This is a genomic window from Dietzia massiliensis, from assembly GCF_018390595.1.
GTDB lineage: Bacteria > Actinomycetota > Actinomycetes > Mycobacteriales > Mycobacteriaceae > Dietzia > Dietzia massiliensis.
In genome coordinates, this window is record NZ_JAHBAV010000033.1 from 19,453 (window position 1) to 37,976 (window position 18,524).

Annotated in this window: 16 protein-coding genes and 4 tRNA genes; 15 read left to right on the forward strand and 5 right to left on the reverse strand. The window is 70.2% G+C overall.

Features of this window, described 5'->3' with window-relative positions; all coding sequences use genetic code 11:
- Window positions 1–6: 6 nt before the first annotated feature.
- The gene (locus tag KHA85_RS10455) at window positions 7–747 is read right to left on the reverse strand and encodes an LmeA family phospholipid-binding protein (protein WP_213185738.1); all 741 of its coding nucleotides are present in this window, start codon (window positions 745–747) and stop codon (window positions 7–9) included.
- Between the two features lie 83 nt (window positions 748–830).
- Between KHA85_RS10455 and KHA85_RS10460 the strand changes: the two genes are divergently transcribed.
- The 6 genes from KHA85_RS10460 to pstB all read left to right on the forward strand — a co-directional run bounded on the left by KHA85_RS10460 (window position 831) and on the right by pstB (window position 6,666).
- Window positions 831–1,520 (forward strand): winged helix-turn-helix domain-containing protein, encoded by a 690-nt coding sequence (locus KHA85_RS10460; protein ID WP_213185739.1) that lies wholly within the window; start codon window positions 831–833, stop codon window positions 1,518–1,520.
- On the forward strand, window positions 1,517–2,473 hold the full coding sequence (mshD, locus tag KHA85_RS10465) for a mycothiol synthase (RefSeq protein WP_213185740.1): 957 nt from the start codon (window positions 1,517–1,519) through the stop codon (window positions 2,471–2,473). Before KHA85_RS10460 ends, mshD begins: the two co-directional genes overlap by 4 nt.
- A 253-nt stretch (window positions 2,474–2,726) precedes the next feature.
- On the forward strand, window positions 2,727–3,836 hold the full coding sequence (gene pstS, locus KHA85_RS10470; protein ID WP_213185741.1) for a phosphate ABC transporter substrate-binding protein PstS: 1,110 nt from the start codon (window positions 2,727–2,729) through the stop codon (window positions 3,834–3,836).
- An 80-nt stretch (window positions 3,837–3,916) separates the two neighbouring features.
- On the forward strand, window positions 3,917–4,966 hold the full coding sequence (gene pstC, locus KHA85_RS10475) for a phosphate ABC transporter permease subunit PstC (RefSeq protein ID WP_007632138.1): 1,050 nt from the start codon (window positions 3,917–3,919) through the stop codon (window positions 4,964–4,966).
- Window positions 4,966–5,880 carry a phosphate ABC transporter permease PstA gene (gene pstA, locus KHA85_RS10480; RefSeq protein ID WP_007632139.1) on the forward strand — a complete coding sequence of 305 codons (915 nt, stop codon included), beginning with the start codon at window positions 4,966–4,968 and terminating at the stop codon, window positions 5,878–5,880. Before pstC ends, pstA begins: the two co-directional genes overlap by 1 nt.
- Window positions 5,881–5,889: 9 nt before the next feature.
- A complete protein-coding gene (gene pstB / locus KHA85_RS10485) occupies window positions 5,890–6,666 on the forward strand; it encodes a phosphate ABC transporter ATP-binding protein PstB (protein ID WP_007632140.1) in 777 nt (258 codons plus the stop codon).
- A 118-nt stretch (window positions 6,667–6,784) separates the two neighbouring features.
- Here the strand turns inward: pstB and phoU are convergent, their stop codons facing one another.
- The 3 genes from phoU to KHA85_RS10500 form a co-directional block, all read right to left on the reverse strand.
- On the reverse strand, window positions 6,785–7,567 hold the full coding sequence (gene phoU / locus KHA85_RS10490; RefSeq protein WP_213185742.1) for a phosphate signaling complex protein PhoU: 783 nt from the start codon (window positions 7,565–7,567) through the stop codon (window positions 6,785–6,787).
- Window positions 7,568–7,643: 76 nt separating this feature from the next.
- Window positions 7,644–8,822: a tRNA dihydrouridine synthase DusB gene (gene dusB / locus KHA85_RS10495; RefSeq protein WP_213185743.1), complete on the reverse strand. Its 1,179-nt coding sequence runs from the start codon at window positions 8,820–8,822 to the stop codon at window positions 7,644–7,646.
- 71 nt (window positions 8,823–8,893) lie between these two features.
- Window positions 8,894–8,969, reverse strand: a tRNA-Lys gene (locus KHA85_RS10500).
- Window positions 8,970–9,071: 102 nt separating this feature from the next.
- Between KHA85_RS10500 and KHA85_RS10505 the strand changes: the two genes are divergently transcribed.
- The 7 genes from KHA85_RS10505 (at window position 9,072) to KHA85_RS10535 (ending at window position 16,042) form a co-directional block, all read left to right on the forward strand.
- Window positions 9,072–9,144: transfer RNA gene (locus KHA85_RS10505), tRNA-Glu, on the forward strand.
- 214 nt (window positions 9,145–9,358) lie between these two features.
- Window positions 9,359–9,435, forward strand: a tRNA-Asp gene (locus KHA85_RS10510).
- 47 nt (window positions 9,436–9,482) lie between these two features.
- Window positions 9,483–9,559, forward strand: a tRNA-Phe gene (locus KHA85_RS10515).
- Window positions 9,560–9,673: 114 nt separating this feature from the next.
- Window positions 9,674–12,913, forward strand: a complete 3,240-nt coding sequence (locus tag KHA85_RS10520) for an arabinosyltransferase domain-containing protein (RefSeq protein WP_213185744.1) — start codon at window positions 9,674–9,676, stop codon at window positions 12,911–12,913.
- Window positions 12,914–12,987: 74 nt separating this feature from the next.
- Window positions 12,988–13,773, forward strand: coding sequence for an enoyl-CoA hydratase (locus KHA85_RS10525; RefSeq protein WP_213185745.1), 786 nt, complete (start codon window positions 12,988–12,990; stop codon window positions 13,771–13,773).
- Window positions 13,761–14,975, forward strand: coding sequence for a CobW family GTP-binding protein (locus tag KHA85_RS10530; RefSeq protein ID WP_308936918.1), 1,215 nt, complete (start codon window positions 13,761–13,763; stop codon window positions 14,973–14,975). The genes KHA85_RS10525 and KHA85_RS10530 overlap by 13 nt, the downstream gene beginning before the upstream one ends.
- Window positions 14,976–15,157: 182 nt before the next feature.
- Window positions 15,158–16,042 (forward strand): LuxR C-terminal-related transcriptional regulator, encoded by an 885-nt coding sequence (locus KHA85_RS10535; RefSeq protein WP_063972926.1) that lies wholly within the window; start codon window positions 15,158–15,160, stop codon window positions 16,040–16,042.
- Window positions 16,043–16,073: 31 nt separating this feature from the next.
- On the opposite strand, the gene KHA85_RS10540 is transcribed toward KHA85_RS10535, so the two are convergent.
- A complete protein-coding gene (locus tag KHA85_RS10540) occupies window positions 16,074–16,646 on the reverse strand; it encodes a cob(I)yrinic acid a,c-diamide adenosyltransferase (protein WP_061916078.1) in 573 nt (190 codons plus the stop codon).
- A gap of 72 nt (window positions 16,647–16,718) precedes the next feature.
- Here KHA85_RS10540 and murA point away from each other — a divergent pair, with 72 nt between their 5' ends.
- Window positions 16,719–18,002 carry a UDP-N-acetylglucosamine 1-carboxyvinyltransferase gene (gene murA / locus KHA85_RS10545; RefSeq protein WP_213185746.1) on the forward strand — a complete coding sequence of 428 codons (1,284 nt, stop codon included), beginning with the start codon at window positions 16,719–16,721 and terminating at the stop codon, window positions 18,000–18,002.
- A 320-nt stretch (window positions 18,003–18,322) separates the two neighbouring features.
- Window positions 18,323–18,524: hypothetical protein (locus KHA85_RS10550; RefSeq protein ID WP_213185747.1), on the forward strand; the 202-nt coding region annotated here is incomplete at its 3' end.

The window sequence follows — 18,524 nt, forward strand, 5'->3', positions numbered from 1 at the left end:
GCGAGTCTAGTGTCCGGGGCGCGCGAGGCCGTCGAGCGGCGCTCCGCCGGCCGCGACGGTGCCGGCTGCGGTGATGGTGCCGCCGGTCACTGTGAGGGTGTCGACCGTGGCTCCTAGGGGGAGGACATCGGGTTCCAGGGTCAGGGCGGTCCGGCGCAGTGCGAGCTCGCCGTCACCGTCGGGGAACCCCGCGGGTCCGGTCGCCGGGGCGACGGGGACGAGGCGCGCGCCGTGGGTGTCGACGACGAGGTCGACGAACGCCGAGACGCGGATGTCGGACCCCTCGAGGGTCCCCGTGACGCGGGCCCGGTGTTCGGTCCCGCCCGCGAGACTCGGGTCGTCGGCGGCGCCGACCAGCACGTCCCGCATCCCCAGGGCCGGGCCGAGTGAGTTGCCGGTGATCTGGACCGAGACCGTCGACTCTCCGGCGATCGGCGGTGCCGCCGGATCGTCGGGGACGACGACGTCGGCGGCCGTCGCCTCGACGGCGACGGGGCCGAGTCCCGGCCGTTCGACCCCCTCGATCCGGATCGCCGCCGACGAGAGGGTGCCGGGGGCGACCCAACGCGAGCCGGGGCCGCCGCCGATCATGACCGACGGCGGCCCCGAGCCGGGGGACGCGGGGGCGATCCGGGACGACAGGTCCGCCTCGATCCGTGAGGCGTACACCGTCTCCGTGACGAAGGCGCCGAGGGCCACCGCGGCCACGGCGACGACCGCGACGACGGCGGGGCGGGGGATCCTCATGGGCTCCAGGTGTACTCCACTCCCTGTTTCGGGGGTGGAGGTCGCTAGTATTCCTCTCGGCCCCCGGACGGAGAGGAAGCGACATGGACGTAGTGCTCCTCGCCGCTGAAGCAGACCCGGAGGCGGTCATCCCGGCACTGCCTCTACTCCCGCACTCGGTGCGCGTGCTCCCGCCTCTCGCCTCCTCGCTGGGCGAGCTCTCCGGCGCGGCCCTCGCGCTGGTCGACGCGCGGAGCGATCTGGCGGCGTCGCGGGCGTTGTGCAGGCTTCTCGCGGGCGGCGCCGACCTCGCCGTCATCGCGGTGGTCTCCGAGGGCGGGTTGATCGCGGTGAGCGGCGACTGGGGCCTGGACGACATCCTCCTGCCGACGACGGGGCCGGCGGAGGTGGACGCCCGGTTCCGACTGGCGGCCGCGCGCCGCAGCACGCAGGGTGAGGCCGACGGCGGCCTGCTCACGGTCGGCGAGTTGGTGATCGACGAGGAGACCTACGTCGCGCGCGTCAAGGGCCGGCCGCTGGATCTGACCTACAAGGAGTTCGAGCTCCTCAAACATCTCTGTCAGCACCCGGGCCGGGTGTTCTCGCGCGCCCAGCTCCTCCAAGAGGTGTGGGGCTACGACTTCTTCGGCGGCACCCGGACCGTCGACGTCCACGTGCGGCGCCTGCGCGCCAAGCTCGGCCCGGATCACGAGTCCCTCATCGGAACCGTCCGTAACGTCGGATACAAGGCGGTCAGGCCGACGGACCGCCGCGAGGAGGGAGGGGACGCATGACGATCGACGAACGATCGATCGACGCCGCCACCGCCGACCGGGTGGAGGCGATGGCGGTGGAGGCCGAGAGGCTGGACGGGGTGGCCCCGCTGGGTGAGCAGCCCCTCCGGGCGCTGCGGTCGCCGTCCGCATCGGTGCGGCACTTCCTCGTCGCCGCCCCCGGGGCGGGCACGCCGTCCGCCGCGGACGAGGCGGCCGGGTACGCGCAGCTGACCGGCTCGGGGGACGGGGCGACCGCCGAGTTGGTCGTCCACCCCCGGCACCGCCGGCGGGGACTGGGCACCGCCCTCGTGCGCGCGGTGCTGGAAGCGGAACCCGGCGTGGCCGTGTGGGCCCACGGGGATCTGCCCGCCGCGCGGGCGCTCGCCGACGGCTTGGGCCTCGCGCGCACGCGCGAGTTGCTGATGATGCGCAGGCGCGCCGCCGATGGCCCGGCGCTGCCGGATCCGCGCCCGGCCGAGGGGATCGAGACCGGCACGCTCGCCGACGCCGCCTCCGAGGGCGGACGGCGCTGGCCGGGGCTGGATGCGCGGGCGGAGTTCCTGCGCGTGAACAACGCCGCGTTCTCGTGGCACCCGGAGCAGGGCGGGTGGAGCCGGGAGCAGCTCGACGAGCGGCTCGCCGTGGACTGGGTCGACCCCGCCGCGGTGTTCCTCGCCGTGGACGTCACGGGCCCGCAGCCGACGTTGGCGGGATTCCACTGGACCAAGACCGTCGCGGAGGCGGGGGAGCCGGTGGAGGGCGAGGTCTACGTCGTCGCGGTGGACCCGGCGGAGCAGGGTCGTGGGCTCGGCGGGCTGCTCACCGCAATGGGCGTCGCCCACCTCGAGGGCACCGTCGGCGCGGAGTCGGTGGTGCTCTACGTCGAGGGCGACAACACCCCCGCGATCCGTACCTACGAGAGGCTCGGTTTTGTGGTCGAACACCGCGATGTGACCTATGCCTCGCGGTAAGCGTCAGCGGTGACGGAGCCCGCCGATTCTCAGGGACACCCCAGGTGGGGGCCTCACCGGGCGGGCTCCGCGGGCAGGGTGAACGACGCGCGAGCAGGGAGTTCATCTCGGGTTCACCTACCTCCGCGGGACTGTTCACGTCCGAGCTTTAGGTTCTCTCCCCGTCGGGCCGGTGTGTGCGGTCCGGCCCGCGATCAGATCGCAAAGAACGTGACCCGGTGGGGCGTCCCGCCGGATGAACCTAGGAGATTTTGTGGACCTCAAGCGCACCGGTGCCCTGCTCGGGCTCGCCGCCCTCACGACCGTCGGCCTGGCCGCGTGCTCGGACGACAACTCCGGCGGGGAGAACACGTCCGCCCAGGCGGTCTCCGACGCGGAGTGTGGCGGCAAGGCCAACCTCAACGCCTCGGGTGCGTCGTCGCAGAACAACGCCATGACGATCTTCGCCAACTCGTACTCGATGAGCTGCGAGGGGCAGACCCTGGACTACAACTCGAACGGCTCCGGCGCCGGCGTCAAGGAGTTCATCGGCGGCCAGACCGACTTCGGCGGCTCGGACTCCCCCCTCAAGGACGAGGAGTACACGCAGGCCGAGCAGCGGTGCGAGGGCCCGGCGTGGAACCTGCCGGCTGTCTTCGGCCCGATCGCGATCGCCTACAACGTGGACGGCGTCGAGGTCGCGCTGTCGGCCGACACGCTCGCCAAGATCTTCAAGGGCGAGATCACCAACTGGAACGACCCGGCCATCGCCGAGGAGAACCAGGGCGTCGAGCTGCCCGACCAGGACATCACCGTGATCTTCCGCTCGGACGAGTCGGGCACCACCGACAACTTCCAGAAGTACCTCGAGGCGGCCGCGCCCGAGGTGTGGACCGAGGGCGCCGGCAAGACGTTCAACGGCGGCACGGGCGAGGGCGCCAAGGGCAACGAGGGCGTCTCCGCCGCCGTCGCGCAGACCCCGGGCACCATCACCTACACCGAGTGGTCCTACGCCAAGAGCCAGGACCTCGGCATGGTCAAGGTCATCACCCCGGCCGACTCCGAGGGCGTCGAGCTCAACGCCGAGACCGCCGGCACCACGATCGACTCGGCCACCCTGAAGAACGAGGGCTCCAACGACCTGGTCATCGACACCTCGTCGTTCTACGTCCCCGAGGCCGCGGGCGCCTACCCGATCATCATGCCGACCTACGAGATCGTCTGCTCGACCTACGGCGATCCCGAGACCGCCGAGGCCGTCAAGTCCTTCCTCAACATCGCGGTGTCCGAGGACGTCCAGGGTCAGCTCGAGCCCGAGGGCTACATCCCGGTGCCCGACGAGTTCCGCGAGAAGCTGGTGACGGCGATCTCCGAGATCTCCTGATATTTCCGGTCACCGCGTCCACCCCTGTACGGTCGGGCGCGGTGACCGACCCCTTTCCCACCTGAGCGACTGAAGGTCTCATGACAGTTCACGAATCCGTCGACCGTGACGCCGGCAAGAACTCCTCGTCCGGCGGGCCCGCCGACGGCACCGCCCCGGCGTCGGACGCGGACACGGGCGGCGGGAGCGGCCTGCGCGACGCCGGGTCGTCCCAGAGGATCGACGCGATCTTCCGCGGGCTCACCGTTTTCGCGGGCGCGGTCATCGTCGCGCTCATCGCCCTCATCGGGATCGTTCTGGTCATGCAGGCGACGCCGTCGCTCATGCAGAACAACGTCAACTTCTTCACGTCGTCCGTGTGGAACACCACGGACCCGGAGAACATGTCGTTCGGCATCCTCGACCTGCTCAAGGTCACGGTGCTGAGCTCCGTCTTCGCCCTGGTGCTGGCGGTGCCCGTCTCCATCGGGATCGCCACGTTCCTGGTGCAGTACGCGCCGCCCCGGCTCTCACGGACGCTGTCGGCCCTCATCGACCTGCTGGCCGCCGTGCCGTCGATCATCTACGGCATGTGGGGTCTGCTCGTCCTGGGGCCGTGGATGGTCCCGTTCGCCACGTGGCTCAACGAGAACCTCAACTGGTTCTTCCTGTTCGGCGACGGCAACGTCACGATCGCCGGCGGCGGCACCATCTTCACCGCCGGCGTCGTCCTGGCGATCATGATCCTGCCGATCATCACCTCGATGTCCCGCGAGACCATTCGCCAGACGCCTTCTCTGCACCAGGAGGCGGCGCTCGCGCTGGGCGCCACCAAGTGGGAGAAGATCCGGATGACCTGCTTCCCCTACGCCAAGTCGGGGATGATCGCCGGCTCCATGCTCGCCCTCGGTCGCGCCCTCGGTGAGACCGTGGCCGTCCTCATCATCCTCCGCGCGGCGAGCGCGCCCAGCACGCTGTCGCTGTTCGACGGCGGCTTCACGTTCGCGTCCAAGATCGCGTCCGGCAGCGCGGAGTTCAACCACCCGCTGCCGACCGGCGCGTACATCGCCGCCGGCCTCGTGCTCTTCATCCTCACCTTCATCGTCAATCTCATCGCGCGCTCGGTGTCCGGTGGAAAGGTCAACGGCTGATGTCCCAGGCAACCCCCGACCTCGCCAAGCCGGCCAAGCCGGCAGACACCTTCCTCCCGATCTCGGGCAGCCGCAAGGTCAAGGACAAGGCCGCGACCGTGGTGTTCACGGTGTGCTTCGTGCTCGCCGTCGTCCCCCTGGTCGCCCTGCTGTTCAAGGTCGTCGTCTCGGGCGTGCCCGCGGTCCTGAACCTCGACTGGTGGACCAACTCGTTCAATCTCGTCTCGCCGTCGTCGATGGCCGGCGGTGTCGGACACGCCATCTACGGCAGCCTCGTGCAGGCGCTCATCGCGGCCGTCATCTCGATCCCGCTCGGCGTGGCGGCGGGCATCATGCTCGTCGAGTACCCCGATTCGAAGATCGCCAAGCCCACCACCTTCATGGTCGACGTCCTCGCCGGCGTCCCGTCCGTGGTGGCCGCCATCTTCATCTTCGGCATCTGGATCTCGGTCCTGCGGTTCAACCTCAGCGCGTTCGCCGTGGCGCTGGCGTTGGTCCTCCTCATGTTGCCGCTCATCGTGCGGTCGACCGAGGAGATGCTCAAGCTGGTTCCCGACGAGCTCCGCGAAGCCTCCTACGCTCTCGGGGTGCCCAAGTGGAAGACCATCGTCAGTGTGGTGGTCCCGACCGCGCTGTCGGGAATGATCTCCGGCATCTTCCTCGCGCTCGCCCGCGTGATGGGTGAGACGGCCCCGGTGCTGATCCTCGTGGGCTACACGGCGCGCTACAACTATGACGTCTTCGAGGGCAACATGGCCTCGCTGCCGCTGCTGATCTACAACCAGCTCTCGAACCCCAACGAGGCCGGCCAGTACCGCATCTGGGGTGCTGCCCTGACGCTCATCATCATCATCGGGCTGGCGAACGTTCTCGCCACGTTCGCCGCCAAGGCGCTCGCGCCCAAGACCAAGTAAGGACCCGACATGGCCAAGCGACTCGACCTCGAGGGCGTCGACATCTTCTACGGCGACTTCCACGCCGTGAAGGACGTGAACCTCCATGTTCCGCCCCGCTCCGTGACGGCGTTCATCGGCCCCTCCGGCTGCGGGAAGTCCACGGTGCTGCGTTCGCTCAACCGGATGCACGAGGAGATCCCCGGAGCCTCGGTGAAGGGCTCCATCAAGCTCGACGGCGTCGACATCTATGACAAGAAGATCGACCCGGTCGCCGTCCGCCGGACCATCGGGATGGTCTTCCAGCGCCCGAACCCGTTCCCCACAATGTCGATCAAGGAGAACGTGGTCGCGGGTCTGCGTCTGCAGGGTGTGAAGAACAAGAAGACCCTCGACGAGGTCGCGGAGAAGTCGCTGCGCGGTGCCAACCTGTGGAACGAGGTCAAGGACCGTCTGGACAAGCCGGGCGGTGGCCTGTCCGGCGGTCAGCAGCAGCGTCTGTGCATCGCCCGAGCGATCGCCATCGAGCCCCAGGTGCTGCTCATGGACGAGCCCTGTTCGGCGCTCGACCCGATCTCCACCCTGGCGGTGGAGGATCTCATCGCCGAGCTCAAGAACGACTTCACCATCGTGATCGTCACGCATAACATGCAGCAGGCCGCCCGCGTGTCCGACCAGACGGCGTTCTTCTCCCTCGAGGCCACCGGTATGCCCGGTCAGCTCGTGGAGGTCAACTCCACCGAGCGCATCTTCTCGAACCCCGAGAACAAGCAGACCGAGGACTACGTCTCAGGCCGCTTCGGCTGATCCGACTCCCGCCACGAGTCGGCTGCCGCCACACACGAGACCGCCCCGTCCCCGGGCTCAGAGCCGGGGGACGGGGCGGTCTCCGTCGTGCGTGAGGCGTGTGCGCGCCACCCGCCGGTCAGGTCCCCTGCGGAGACCCTTCGCCCTCATCCGGTTCGTGCTGCGCCATGCGCTGCTTGAAGGCCCGGTCCGTCTCGTTGAAGCGGCGAACCAGCTCCTCGCTCGACGGCGACGGCTCCTCCGGATCGCTCGCCGGGGTGGTGGCGTACTCACCGGTCGCCAGGAAGATCACGCGCTGCGCGACCTCGACCGCGTGGTCGGCGAACCGCTCGTAGTACCGGCCAAGCAGGGTCACGTCGACCGCGCAGGCCACGCCCCACTTCCACTCGCGGACGGTGAGGAGGGTGAACAGGTGGCGACGCAGGTCGTCGACCGCATCGTCCTGCTGTGCGAGGGTCGCGGCCTGCTCGGGATCCCGGTTGAGCAGCACCTCGGTGGCCGAGCGGCCGAGGGAGACGGCCACGCGGCCCATCTCCGCCAGGTAGCCGTTGACCGGCTCGGGCAGAACCGGCTCGGGATGGCGTCGGCGCACGATCTTGGCGACGTGGCCCGCCAGGGTGCCCATGCGGACCAGGTCCTGCACCAGCTGGATCGACGTGACCACCTGGCGGAGGTCACGCGCCACCGGGGCCTGGAGGGCGAGCAGAGCGAACCCGCGCTCCTCGTTCTCGGTCGCCAGCCGCGACATCTCCGACGACGACTGCAGGACCTTCTCCGCGGCGACGAGGTCGACCTGGAGCAGTGCGTGGGTGGCCAACTCCATGTCATCGGTCGCGAGGGAGCACATCCGGGCCATCGAGGTGGCCAGATCCGCGAGTTCTTCGGAGTAGACAAGACGCATACGGCCAGCATACGCCCATGTCAGCGGCGTGATCGCCGCTCGCGGTGAACGCCCGGTGAACTCGCGGGCGCCCGGGTCAGCCCCCGGAGTTCTCGGCGTCCGCGCCGGCGAGCGCCACCGCGTCGTCCTCGGGGTCGTCCAGCCACCCCTCGGGCAGCAGGACCTTCGAGGGCGAGCCCTGCCGCCCACGCGGTCCGTAGCCGTCCGCGGGGAACGGCTCGTCGGGCGGCAGGTCGGCGAGCATCGCGGCGAGATCGTCCAGCGTGCGGACGGCGGACAGAGCCACCCGCTTCTCCGACCCGGCGGGGAACCCGCGCAGGTACCAGGCGACGTGTTTACGGATGTCCCGCATGCCCTTGTCCTCGCCGTGGTGCTCGGCGAGGAGTTCGCCGTGGCGGTACATGATCCGGGCGACCTCTCCGAGGGTGGGCGGGGTCGGCGCCTCTCGGCCCGCGAGGCGGGCGGCCAGCTCCGAGAACAGCCACGGCCGGCCGAGGCACCCGCGACCGATCACCACGCCCGCGCACCCGGTCTGCTCGCGCATCCGCACCGCGTCCTGGGCGGAAAAGATGTCGCCGTTGCCCAGGACCGGCACGTCCGACACCGCGCCGACGTGCTCGACGAGACGCGAGATCTGCGACCAGTCGGCCTCGCCCGAGTAGCGCTGGGCCGCGGTCCGCGCATGGAGCGCCACCGCCTTGGCGCCCTCCTCCACGGCGATCCGACCGGCATCGAGATGAGTGTGGTGCTCGTCGTCGATGCCGACGCGCATCTTGACCGTCACCGGGATGTCGGTGCCCTCGGTGGCCCTCACCGCCGCCGCCACGATCGAGCGGAACAGGCGGCGCTTGTAGGGGATCGCGGATCCGCCGCCGCGCCGGGTGACCTTGGGGACCGGGCATCCGAAGTTGATGTCGATGTGGTCGGCGAGGTTCTCGTCGACGATCATCCTGGCCGCCGCGTACGTGTACTCGGCGTCGACCGTGTACAGCTGCAGACTGCGGGGCGATTCGTCGGGCGCGAACGTCGCCATGTGCAACGTCGCCGGCTGGCGCTCGACCAGCGCACGGGCCGTGACCATCTCGCACACGTACAGTCCCGACACCGAGCCCTGCTGCTCCCGCTCGATCTCGCGGCACAGGGTGCGGAACGCGACGTTGGTGACCCCGGCCATCGGCGCGAGGACGACGGGCGACGCGAGCTCGAGCGGGCCGATGCGCAGCGCGGGGGAGGCGGTGGCGGTGGGGACGGACATGGATCAAGTGTCCCAGCGGTCGGCGCACGCGTCCAAAATCGGGGGACGGGCGGCCGACCCGGAGACCACGGTGGTGCCCCCAGTCGGGCTCGAACCGACGACCTGCGGATTAAAAGTCCGTAGCTCTACCAACTGAGCTATAGGGGCGACGGTCACGATACCGCCCCGCCTCCCGGTTGGTTTATCCGCCCGGCGGGCGGTGCCCTACACTGGAGCGCGCTGCGGACCGGCGATCCCGGACGTGGCGTGGCCCCCTTCGTTTAGCGGCCTAGGACACCGGCCTTTCACGCCGGCAGCGCGGGTTCGAATCCCGTAGGGGGTACACACAGTCGAGGTCCCGGTCACCGAGCAGGTGGCCGGGGCCTCGTGCGTTCAGGGCCCCACGACGGTGGCGCGGCGCCGCGCCGCCCCGGGGTCGGGGTGGGACGACTCCCCGGCCCGAACGCGGCGCTGACCAGCGCGGGACCGGGGGGTCGGGCCCCGATTTGCGCATCGACTGCGGCGTCCACTAATGTTCTTTCTCGTGCGAAGAGCACGGCCCTGTGGCGCAGTTGGTTAGCGCGCCGCCCTGTCACGGCGGAGGTCGCGGGTTCGAGTCCCGTCAGGGTCGCCAGAGGCAACCGGCGCATTCGGTTTCACCGGGTGCGCCGGTGGTCTTATGGCCAGGTAGCTCAGTTGGTACGAGCGTCCGCCTGAAAAGCGGAAGGTCGTCGGTTCGATCCCGACTCTGGCCACCACGGACGGCACGCGCCGGAGGGTTATCCCTCCGGCGCGTTCGTCGTTTCGGGGATCGTCGACCGCAGGTCGAAGCGTTTCGGGGATCGTCGATCCCTCGTTATAGCGTGGACGCCATGCCATCGACTGCCAGCGAGGTCCCTGTCGTGCCGGAGAGAACCCAGTCGGGACCTCGGTGGGGGATCATCGCCGCTGTCAGTGGACTGATCGGCATCCTGCTCGCGATCGTCGTGCCGCTGCTCCCCGTCACGCAGACCACGACGAGTATCAGCTGGCCCGAGGGCGGCACCCTCGACCCGGTCACCGCGCCCCTGGTGGCGTACTACCCGCTCGACATCGAGGTGGAACTCCCGTGTTCGGCGGTGACCGAGCTGCGCGAGCAGGGCCGCGAGGACGGCGTCCTCGTCTCCACCGCGCCGCGCGAGGCGGGGGAGGACGCCGGCGCGCGCGGCCTCATGGTGTCCGTGGCCGGCCCGAACGTCGAGGTGCGCAGCCGCAACGTCCTCATCGCCTCCGCTCCGACCGAGGCGGTCGCCGCGCCCGGCGGCTGCTCGAGCATCCGCGTCATCGCCGACTCCGGTTCGATCGGTGCCGAGTTCACCGGACTCTCCGTCGACGGGCAGGGCGTCGGTGGCCGCATCGACCGCGACTTGCGACCCCAGGTGGTGGGCGTCTTCACCGATCTGGATGGCGCGGCCCCGGAGGGCATGTCCGTCGACATCACGGTCGACTCCCGCTACACCACGCAGGCGACGGCGCTCAAGCAGATCGCGATCGTCGTGGGCGTCCTCGCCATCATCGTCGCGCTGGTCGCCCTACACCGGCTCGACCTGCGTGACGGACGGCTGGCCCGCCGGATCCTCCCGCCGGGCTGGTGGAAGCCGCGACCGCTGGACGTGCTCGTCGTGGGCACCCTGCTCGTGTGGCACTTCATCGGCGCCAACACGGCCGACGACGGCTACATCCTCACCGAGGCGCGCGCGGCGGTCTCCAGCGGCTACATGCCCGAGGTCTTCCGCTACTACGGTGCCCCCTACGCCCCGTTCGGGATGCCGTACTACCTCTACACCGCGATGAGCGCGGTGTCGTTGGGCAGCATCTGGCTCCGTCTGCCCGCCCTGCTGCTGGGCATCGGATCGTGGATCCTGCTCTCGCGGGAGGTCATCCCGCGCCTGGGCATCGCCGCTCGTCGTGCGCCCGCCGTCCGGTGGAGCACCGCCGCCGTCTTCCTCGCGTTCTGGCTCACCTACAACAACGGCCTGCGCCCCGAGCCGATCATCGCCTTCGGCGTGCTGGCCACCTGGGTCTCGCTCGAACGGGCCCTCGCGACCGGCCGGCTGCTGCCGGCGGCGACAGGCTTCATCATCGGCGGGCTCACCCTGTCCGCGGCGCCGACGGGGACGTTCTGCATCGCCGTCATCATCGCCGCCTCGCGCCCGCTGCTGCTGCTCGTCATCCGGCGGGCGCGGCGCGACGGGTGGATCCCGACCGTGGCGCCCCTCCTGGCCGCGGGACTCGGGGTGCTGCACCTCATCTTCCTGGACCAGCCGCTGGTCACCACGCTCCAGTCCTCGGCGCTGCTCGGCGACGTCGGGCCGACCGGCCGCTGGTTCGAGGAGGTGTGGCGCTACGAGTGGCTGATGAACCCGACTCCGGACGGCTCGCTCGCGCGGCGGTTCGCGGTGCTCACCATGTTCCTCTCGCTCATCACCTGCGCGGCGATCCTGTTCCGCAAGGGCCGCGTCCCCGGTGTCGCGATCGGGCCGGCCCGGCGCATCGTGGGCCTGGCGGCGATCTCCATCGCGTTCATGGCCCTCAATCCCACCAAGTGGACCCACCACTTCGGCGCGTTCGCGACCATCGGTGCGGCGCTCGCCGCCCTCGTGACCATGGCGGTCATGCCCACCGCGACCCGCTCGCTGCGCAACCGCATGCTGTTCCTGGCCGCCGTGTTCTTCGTCCTGGCGCTGAGCTTCACCTCCACCAACGGCTGGTGGTACATCTCCATCTACGGCATCCCGTGGGGCGGGGCGCAGCCGTCCGTCGCCGGGGTCACCCTGTCCTCGGTGCTCGTCGGCCTCATGCTGCTGGCACTCGTCGCCGCGCTGGTGCTGCACTACCGCGAGCCGTTCGTCACGCGGACCGGGCCGCAGCGGCCCGACCGCGACCGCGGGCCCCTCCATCGCTTCGCGCGCGAGATCTCGCGGGCCCCGCTCGGGCTCGCGGCGGCCCTCGTCGTCGTCATCATCGTCGCCTCCATGGCCGCGGCCGTCCGCAACCAGTACCCCGCCTACTCGGTGGGTCTCCAGAACCTGCGCGCACTGTCCGGGAAGCCGTGCGGCATCGCCGATGCGGTCCTCGCCGAGCCGGACGCCAACGCGGGCCTCCTCGCGCCCGTGGGCGAGCCGCGTGACCAGCTCGAGGCCGGGGCCGAGGCGGTCCGGTTCGAACCCGACGGCATCCCCACCGATCTCACGGCGACGCAGGACGTCGACACCGACACCCCGGGTACCGGCGAGAGCTCGGACACCACGTCGACCACCGCCGGCACCGAGGGCGGTGTCCGCGCCGGGGAGGGCATCAACGGCAGCCACGCCGTCCTGCCGTTCGGGCTCGACCCCGCCCGCGTACCCGTCCTGGGCAGCCACCAGACCGGTGCGCAGTTCAACGCCGAGACGACCACCGACTGGTACCCGCTGCCCGACCGGTCGGACGAGAACCCGCTCATCACCATCGCCGTGGCCGGCTCCTTCGCCCCCGACGCCCTGCGCGTCGAGTACGCGACCGGCGGCGGCACCGAGGCCGCCGGCTCGGTCCTCCCCCTGGACATCGGCCCGGCCCCCGCGTGGCGCAACCTGCGCGTGCCCGTGGACACGCTGCCCGAGGACACCACCGCGATCCGGCTGGTCGTGCGCGACCTCGATCCTGACCCGTCGCGCTGGATCGCCTTCACCCCGCCGCGCATGCCGGAGCTCGTGACGATGCAGGAGCTGGTCGGCGACACCCGTCCGGTGCTGCCCGACTGGGCGGTGGCGTTCCACGTGCCGTGCCTGCGGCCGTTCGACGAGTACGCCGGCATCCACGAGCTGCCCGAGTACCGCGTGCTGCCGGACCGCGGGCTGGCGGTGAGCTCCACCAACACGTGGCAGTCGTGGGATGGCGGCGGGCCGCTCGGCTTCATCGAGCTGCTGCTCGAGGGCGAGACCGTGCCGACCTACCTCGAGCACGACTGGGACCGCGACTGGGGATCGCTCGTGCGGTACTCGCCGCTCGTGCCCGAGGCGCGCGAGGCGACCGTCGACCACGGCGAGGCCGTACGGTCGGGGCTGTGGAACGGCGGGCCGCTCGCGCGCTGAACGGCTAGCATCGGCCCCGGAGTCTTTACAAGGATTTCCAACTAATCGTAGGCAGACACAGAGTGGAGACGCGCATGTCCGTGACCGAGAAGCAGTTCGAGAACATCCTGGTCGAGCAGACCGACCGGGTCGCCACCATCACGCTCAACCGCCCCCAGGCGCTCAACGCGCTGTCCAGCGCCATGGAGAAGGAGGTCGTCGAGGCCGTCGAGGGCCTGGACTCGGACCCCGGCGTCGGCTGCATCATCATCACCGGCTCGGAGAAGGCCTTCGCGGCCGGCGCCGACATCAAGGAGATGAAGGACAAGAGCTACCCGGGCATCTACCTCGAGCGCTTCTTCCACGACTGGAAGCGCCTCACCGCCGCGCGCACCCCGATCATCGCCGCGGTGTCCGGTTTCGCCCTGGGCGGCGGCTGCGAGCTGGCCATGATGTGCGACATGATCATCGCGGGCGACAACGCCAAGTTCGGCCAGCCGGAGATCACCCTCGGCGTCATCCCCGGCATGGGCGGCTCGCAGCGCCTGACCCGCGCCGTGGGCAAGGCCAAGGCCATGGATCTGTGCCTCACGGGTCGGCAGATGGACGCCGAGGAGGCCGAGCGTTCCGGCCTGGTCGCGCGCGTGGTCCCCGCCGCCGAGCTGCTGGACGAGGCCCGCAAGGTCGCGGAGAAGATCGCGTCCATGAGCAAGACCACCGCGATCGCCGCGAAGCAGGCGGTCAACCGCTCGTTCGAGACCACGCTCGAGGAGGGGCTGCTCGCCGAGCAGAACGCCTTCTACGCGCTGTTCGCGACCGAGGACCAGTCCGAGGGCATGTCCGCGTTCGCGGAGAAGCGGAAGCCCGAGTGGAAGCGCTGAGCAACGGTCTCGCGCACGGTCACCTCGCCGGGGGCGGTGACGGGCGCACGGACGCCCGCCGCGCCCCCGGTGAGCCGTTGCCGGTACTGGTCCTGACCGGCTACCTGGGCGCGGGCAAGACCACCCTTCTCAACCATCTGCTCTCCGGCGCGCCCGGCCTGCGGATCGCGGCGATCGTCAACGACTTCGGCGAGATCGACGTCGACGCCACCGCCGTGGCCGGCCGCGTGGACTCCATGGTCTCGCTCGCCAACGGCTGCGTGTGCTGCGAGGTGGACGCCAGCGAGCTGGCCGGGACGCTGGGCCGACTGGCTGATCCGGACATGGGTCTGGACCTGGCGGTCATCGAGGCCAGCGGGCTCGCGGAGCCGTCCGTGCTGTCCCGAATGGTGCACGACGTGCCGCGCGATGTGGTGCGGCACGCAGGGATGATCCAGGTGGTCGACGCCGAGGGCCTCGATGACGCCATGGAGCGGCACCCGAGACTGGCCGCGCACCTGGCGGAGGCCGACCTCGTCGTCGTCAACAAATGCGACCTCGTCACCCGCGAACGGTTCGGCGAGCTCCGATCGACGATCCGCGCCCACGCCCCGCGCGTCGCCGTACTGCCCGCGGTGCGCGCCGCCGTGCCGGCCGGGCTGCTCCTGGGACTGGAACCCGCCGCGCCCCGCACCGCGTCGACCGCCGCGCCGGACGGGGGACACGCGCCGGGCGGCGACGCGCACAACAACTCCCACCTCCACGACGGCTACACGGCCGTCACCGTCGCGCCCGACGGCCACCTCCACCCGCGCCGGTTCCTCGCCGCGGTCTCCGCCCCGCCGACCGGCGCCTACCGAGCCAAGGGCACGCTGACCCTGGCGGACGCGGACGGCCCGCGACGCTACGAGGTGGCCCTGGTGGGCCGCCGGTTGGAGCTGCGCGCCGGGGGATCCGGACCCGACGGCCTGGTGGTGATCGGCGTGGGGATGGACGACGACGAGGTGACGCGCTTCCTCGATGAGGCCGTTCTGACGCCCGGTGAGCACGTCGACCCCGCCGCCGGACTCGGCCTTCACCCGTACCTGATCGGCGACCCGGACTCCAGCGACGTGGAGGAGTGGATCTACGACGAACAGCGCGCTGCGCCGCTCACCGGGGCCGCGGCCATGTTGGCCGACCCCGAGGATCCCGAGGCATTCGATCCAGCATTCACCCCCTGAGCGTCCTCCGGGTGGGAACGCCTGCCGCACTACCCCCGTCAACCTGACGGTCGTCTCATGTTGGCGTTGGGCGTCCCCCCGTCTACGTGCGTATAGTGGCGCTGACGACGGCGAAGTGTCGCACCGACAGGGGGCCCCACCGCCCGCGGTGGGGGTGCTGCACTGAACGGGGAGGAGACCTCGTGGACGAGGAGAATACGGGCCGCGGCTCGAGCGCCGCGGGCGATGCCCAGCGGCGCAAGCGTGACCTCGCCTCGGTGCGCAGCGCCATCGCGGCCCTGCGTGAGGCGACGGGGATCCCCGTGACGATCGGGGGAGTGGTCGGCGAGGGACACACGCTCGTGCTGTCCGAGTCGCTCGGTATGCGGACCTCCGCGATGAAGGACCTCAAGGTCCACTACGGCGCCGGCGTGGGCGGGAAGGTCATGGCCACCGGCAAGCCGGTCGGGGTGGCCGACTACCCGCGCGCGGGCGTCATCACCCACGAGTACGACCTCCCGGTGCTCTCCGAGGGCTTGCGGTCCATGGCCGCGATCCCGGTGGTGGTGGGCAAGGACGTGCGCGCCGTCATCTACGCGGGCGTGCACTCGTCGGTGCGGTTCGGCGAGAAGGTCCTCAACCAGATGGCCGCCACCGCCCGCGCCCTCGAGCAGGAGATCGCCGTCAACGACGCGCTGGCGGCCCGCGGTGCGGCCCCGGTCGGTCCCGGCTCGGGTGAGGGCCGCTGGGACGACGTGCTGTCCAACGAGCGGATGCGCGAGACCCACGCCCGCCTGCGGATGCTCGCCTCACGCACCGAGGATCCCGACGTCCGCGCCGAGCTCGAACGGATCTGCGCGGAGATGGTCTCGCCGCCGCCCGAGATGCCCACCGCGCGCCTCTCCCGCCGCGAGCTCGACGTGCTGGCGTGTGTCGCCCAGGGCAAGACGAACATCGAGACCGCCGCCGATATGGGCATCGGTGCCGAGACCGTCAAGAGCTACCTGCGATCGGTGATGCGCAAGCTCGACGCCCACACCCGCTTCGAAGCGGTCAACGCCGCGCGGCGCATGGGCGCGCTGCCCTGAGCCGCGCGGCGTAGAGCGGGCGCGGGACGCGTCAGCGCTCGCCGCCCGGCACCCACAGCACGTCGCCCTCGGGATTCGCGACGCGGCCCAGCACGAACAGCAGGTCCGAGAGCCGGTTGAGGTACTTGGCCGGCAGGACCGAGGTGGTCTCGGGGAACGCCTCGACGGCAGCCCACGCCGCCCGCTCCGCACGGCGGGCGACGGTGCGCGCGACGTGGAGGTACGCGCCCCCGGGGGTCCCGCCGGGGAGGATGAACGACGTGAGGTCCGGCAGATCCGCGTTGAACTCGTCGATCCAGCCCTCGAGCCGGTCGATGTAGGACTGCTCGATCCGCAGCGGCGGGTATTTGGGGTTCTCCACCATGGGGGTCGACAGGTCCGCGCCCGCGTCGAAGAGATCGTTCTGCACCGTCCTGAGCACGGTGGCGACGCGCTCGTCGAGACCGCCGACGGTCAGGGCCACGCCGATGGCGGCGTTGGCCTCGTCGCAGTCCGCGTACGCCGCGAGCCGAGGGTCGTTCTTGCTCACCCGAGAGAAGTCGGACAATCCGGTCGATCCGTCGTCGCCGGTGCGGGTATAAATCTTGGTCAGATGAACAGCCATGGGAGTCAACCTACGTGGCCGCGGGGCCCCGCGGTCGGAGGACGGCCCGGCGGTCTCGCCTAGGGTGGACGCGTGAGCGGTAATCCCACGTCCCGCGAGGAGAGTTTCCTCGTCAGAGGCGGCACCCGACTGTCCGGAGAGATCTCCGTCGCGGGGGCCAAGAACAGTGTCCTCAAGTTGATGGCGGTCGCCCTGATGGCCGAGGGCCGGACGACGCTGACCAACTGTCCCTCGATCTCCGATGTGCCGGCGATGGCCGATGTGCTGAGGCACCTCGGGTGCACGGTCGAGATCTCCGGCGACACCGTGGTGATCGACACGCCCGCCGAACCGGGGCACATCGCGGACGACAAGGCGGCCCAGCGACTCCGAGCCTCGGTGTGCATCCTGGGCCCCCTCGTCGGCCGCCACCACCGGGCCGTGATCGCGATGCCGGGCGGAGACGCGATCGGGAGCCGCCCCCTCAACTGGCACCAGAACGGGCTCAATCGTCTCGGCGCCCGCACCAGGATGGACCACGGTCGCCTGGTCGTCGAGGCCACCGAGCTCCGGGGCGCGAGCTACGAACTGAGCTTCCCCTCCGTCGGCGCGACCGAGACCTTCGTGACCGCGGCGGTGTTGGCGAAGGGCACCTCCGTGCTGAAGAACGCCGCCCGCGAGCCCGAGATCGTGGACATCTGCGACCTGCTCAACGAGATGGGCGCACAGATCAGCGGCGCGGGGACGAGCACCATCACGATCCGCGGCGTCGATGAGCTCACTCCCGTCAGTCACCGGGTGATCGGCGACCGGATCGTCGCCGCCACCTGGGCGATGGGCGCGGTGATGACCCGGGGGGACGTCACCGTCACCGGGATCGACCCGATGTTCATCCACGTGGTGCTGGAGAACCTCCGCGCCGTGGGTGCCGACGTCGAGACGGGACCCGACCACATCCGCGTCCGTCAGGAGGGCAGACCCCGCGCGCGGGACATCCGGACCCTGCCGTTCCCCGGGTTCCCGACCGACCTCCAGCCGATGGCGATCGCCCTCGCCTCGGTCTCCGAGGGGGTCTCGGTGGTCACCGAGAACCTCTTCGAAGCCCGGTTCCGCTTTGTCGAGGAGATGGTGCGGATGGGTGTCGACGCCGAGACCGACGGTCACCACGCGAAGATCGTCGGTCGCGAGCGCCTGGACTCGGCGACGGTCTGGGCGAGCGATATCCGCGCCGGCGCCGGGCTCGTGCTCGCGGGGATGTGCGCGGATGACGTGACCGAGGTCTGCGAGGTGTTCCACATCGACCGCGGGTATTCCGACTTCGTGGGCAACGTCCGCTCGCTCGGCGGCGACATCGAACGGGTTCCCACCCATCGGTGACAGAGGCGACCGGTGAGGGTGGGCCGCGAAACGAGCGGATGTGAGCCCGTGGTTCGTGCCCCGAGCCCGCGCGCCCCCGGCGCCGACGCCCGGAAAGACGTCTTGACCAGGCGATTAGTACTTTCGTTGCGGCTCGTGTAACTTTATCGGAGCCGCCAGGGAGCGGGGCCGGAACGAGAAGAACCGGCTCGGCGAGTTGGGGGCGGGCCAGAGTGGGAAGTGGTTCACCCGGTTTGACTGGGGTGGGCGAGTGACTTACTCTGGAGGAGTTGCCCCGAAAGGGCGACGATCACCCCGCGAGACGGTGGCTGAGGCTGCTGGTGAGCGGTGTGTGGGTGTTGTTTGAGAACTCAACAGTGTGTTTTGTTTGTGATAGTGCCAAATTTTTTGTTTGGTTGCGACCCTTTCACATCCCTGTCGTGGGGGTCGCGTTTTTGGAACAGCCAGTTTTGGTTGTTCTGTTGCTATGGATTGTGCTTTTCGTAGTGCTGAGAAGCTTTTATGGAGAGTTTGATCCTGGCT

Coding starts and splice junctions, on each gene's coding strand:
- pstC (WP_007632138.1), top strand. CDS start 3,917: ATGACAGTTCACGAATCCGTCGACCGTGACGCCGGCAAGAACTCCTCG.
- dusB (WP_213185743.1), bottom strand. CDS start 8,822: ATGTCCGTCCCCACCGCCACCGCCTCCCCCGCGCTGCGCATCGGCCCG.
- KHA85_RS10525 (WP_213185745.1), top strand. CDS start 12,988: ATGTCCGTGACCGAGAAGCAGTTCGAGAACATCCTGGTCGAGCAGACC.
- KHA85_RS10460 (WP_213185739.1), top strand. CDS start 831: ATGGACGTAGTGCTCCTCGCCGCTGAAGCAGACCCGGAGGCGGTCATC.
- KHA85_RS10540 (WP_061916078.1), bottom strand. CDS start 16,646: ATGGCTGTTCATCTGACCAAGATTTATACCCGCACCGGCGACGACGGA.
- phoU (WP_213185742.1), bottom strand. CDS start 7,567: ATGCGTCTTGTCTACTCCGAAGAACTCGCGGATCTGGCCACCTCGATG.
- mshD (WP_213185740.1), top strand. CDS start 1,517: ATGACGATCGACGAACGATCGATCGACGCCGCCACCGCCGACCGGGTG.
- KHA85_RS10520 (WP_213185744.1), top strand. CDS start 9,674: ATGCCATCGACTGCCAGCGAGGTCCCTGTCGTGCCGGAGAGAACCCAG.
- pstA (WP_007632139.1), top strand. CDS start 4,966: ATGTCCCAGGCAACCCCCGACCTCGCCAAGCCGGCCAAGCCGGCAGAC.
- pstB (WP_007632140.1), top strand. CDS start 5,890: ATGGCCAAGCGACTCGACCTCGAGGGCGTCGACATCTTCTACGGCGAC.
- KHA85_RS10455 (WP_213185738.1), bottom strand. CDS start 747: ATGAGGATCCCCCGCCCCGCCGTCGTCGCGGTCGTCGCCGTGGCCGCG.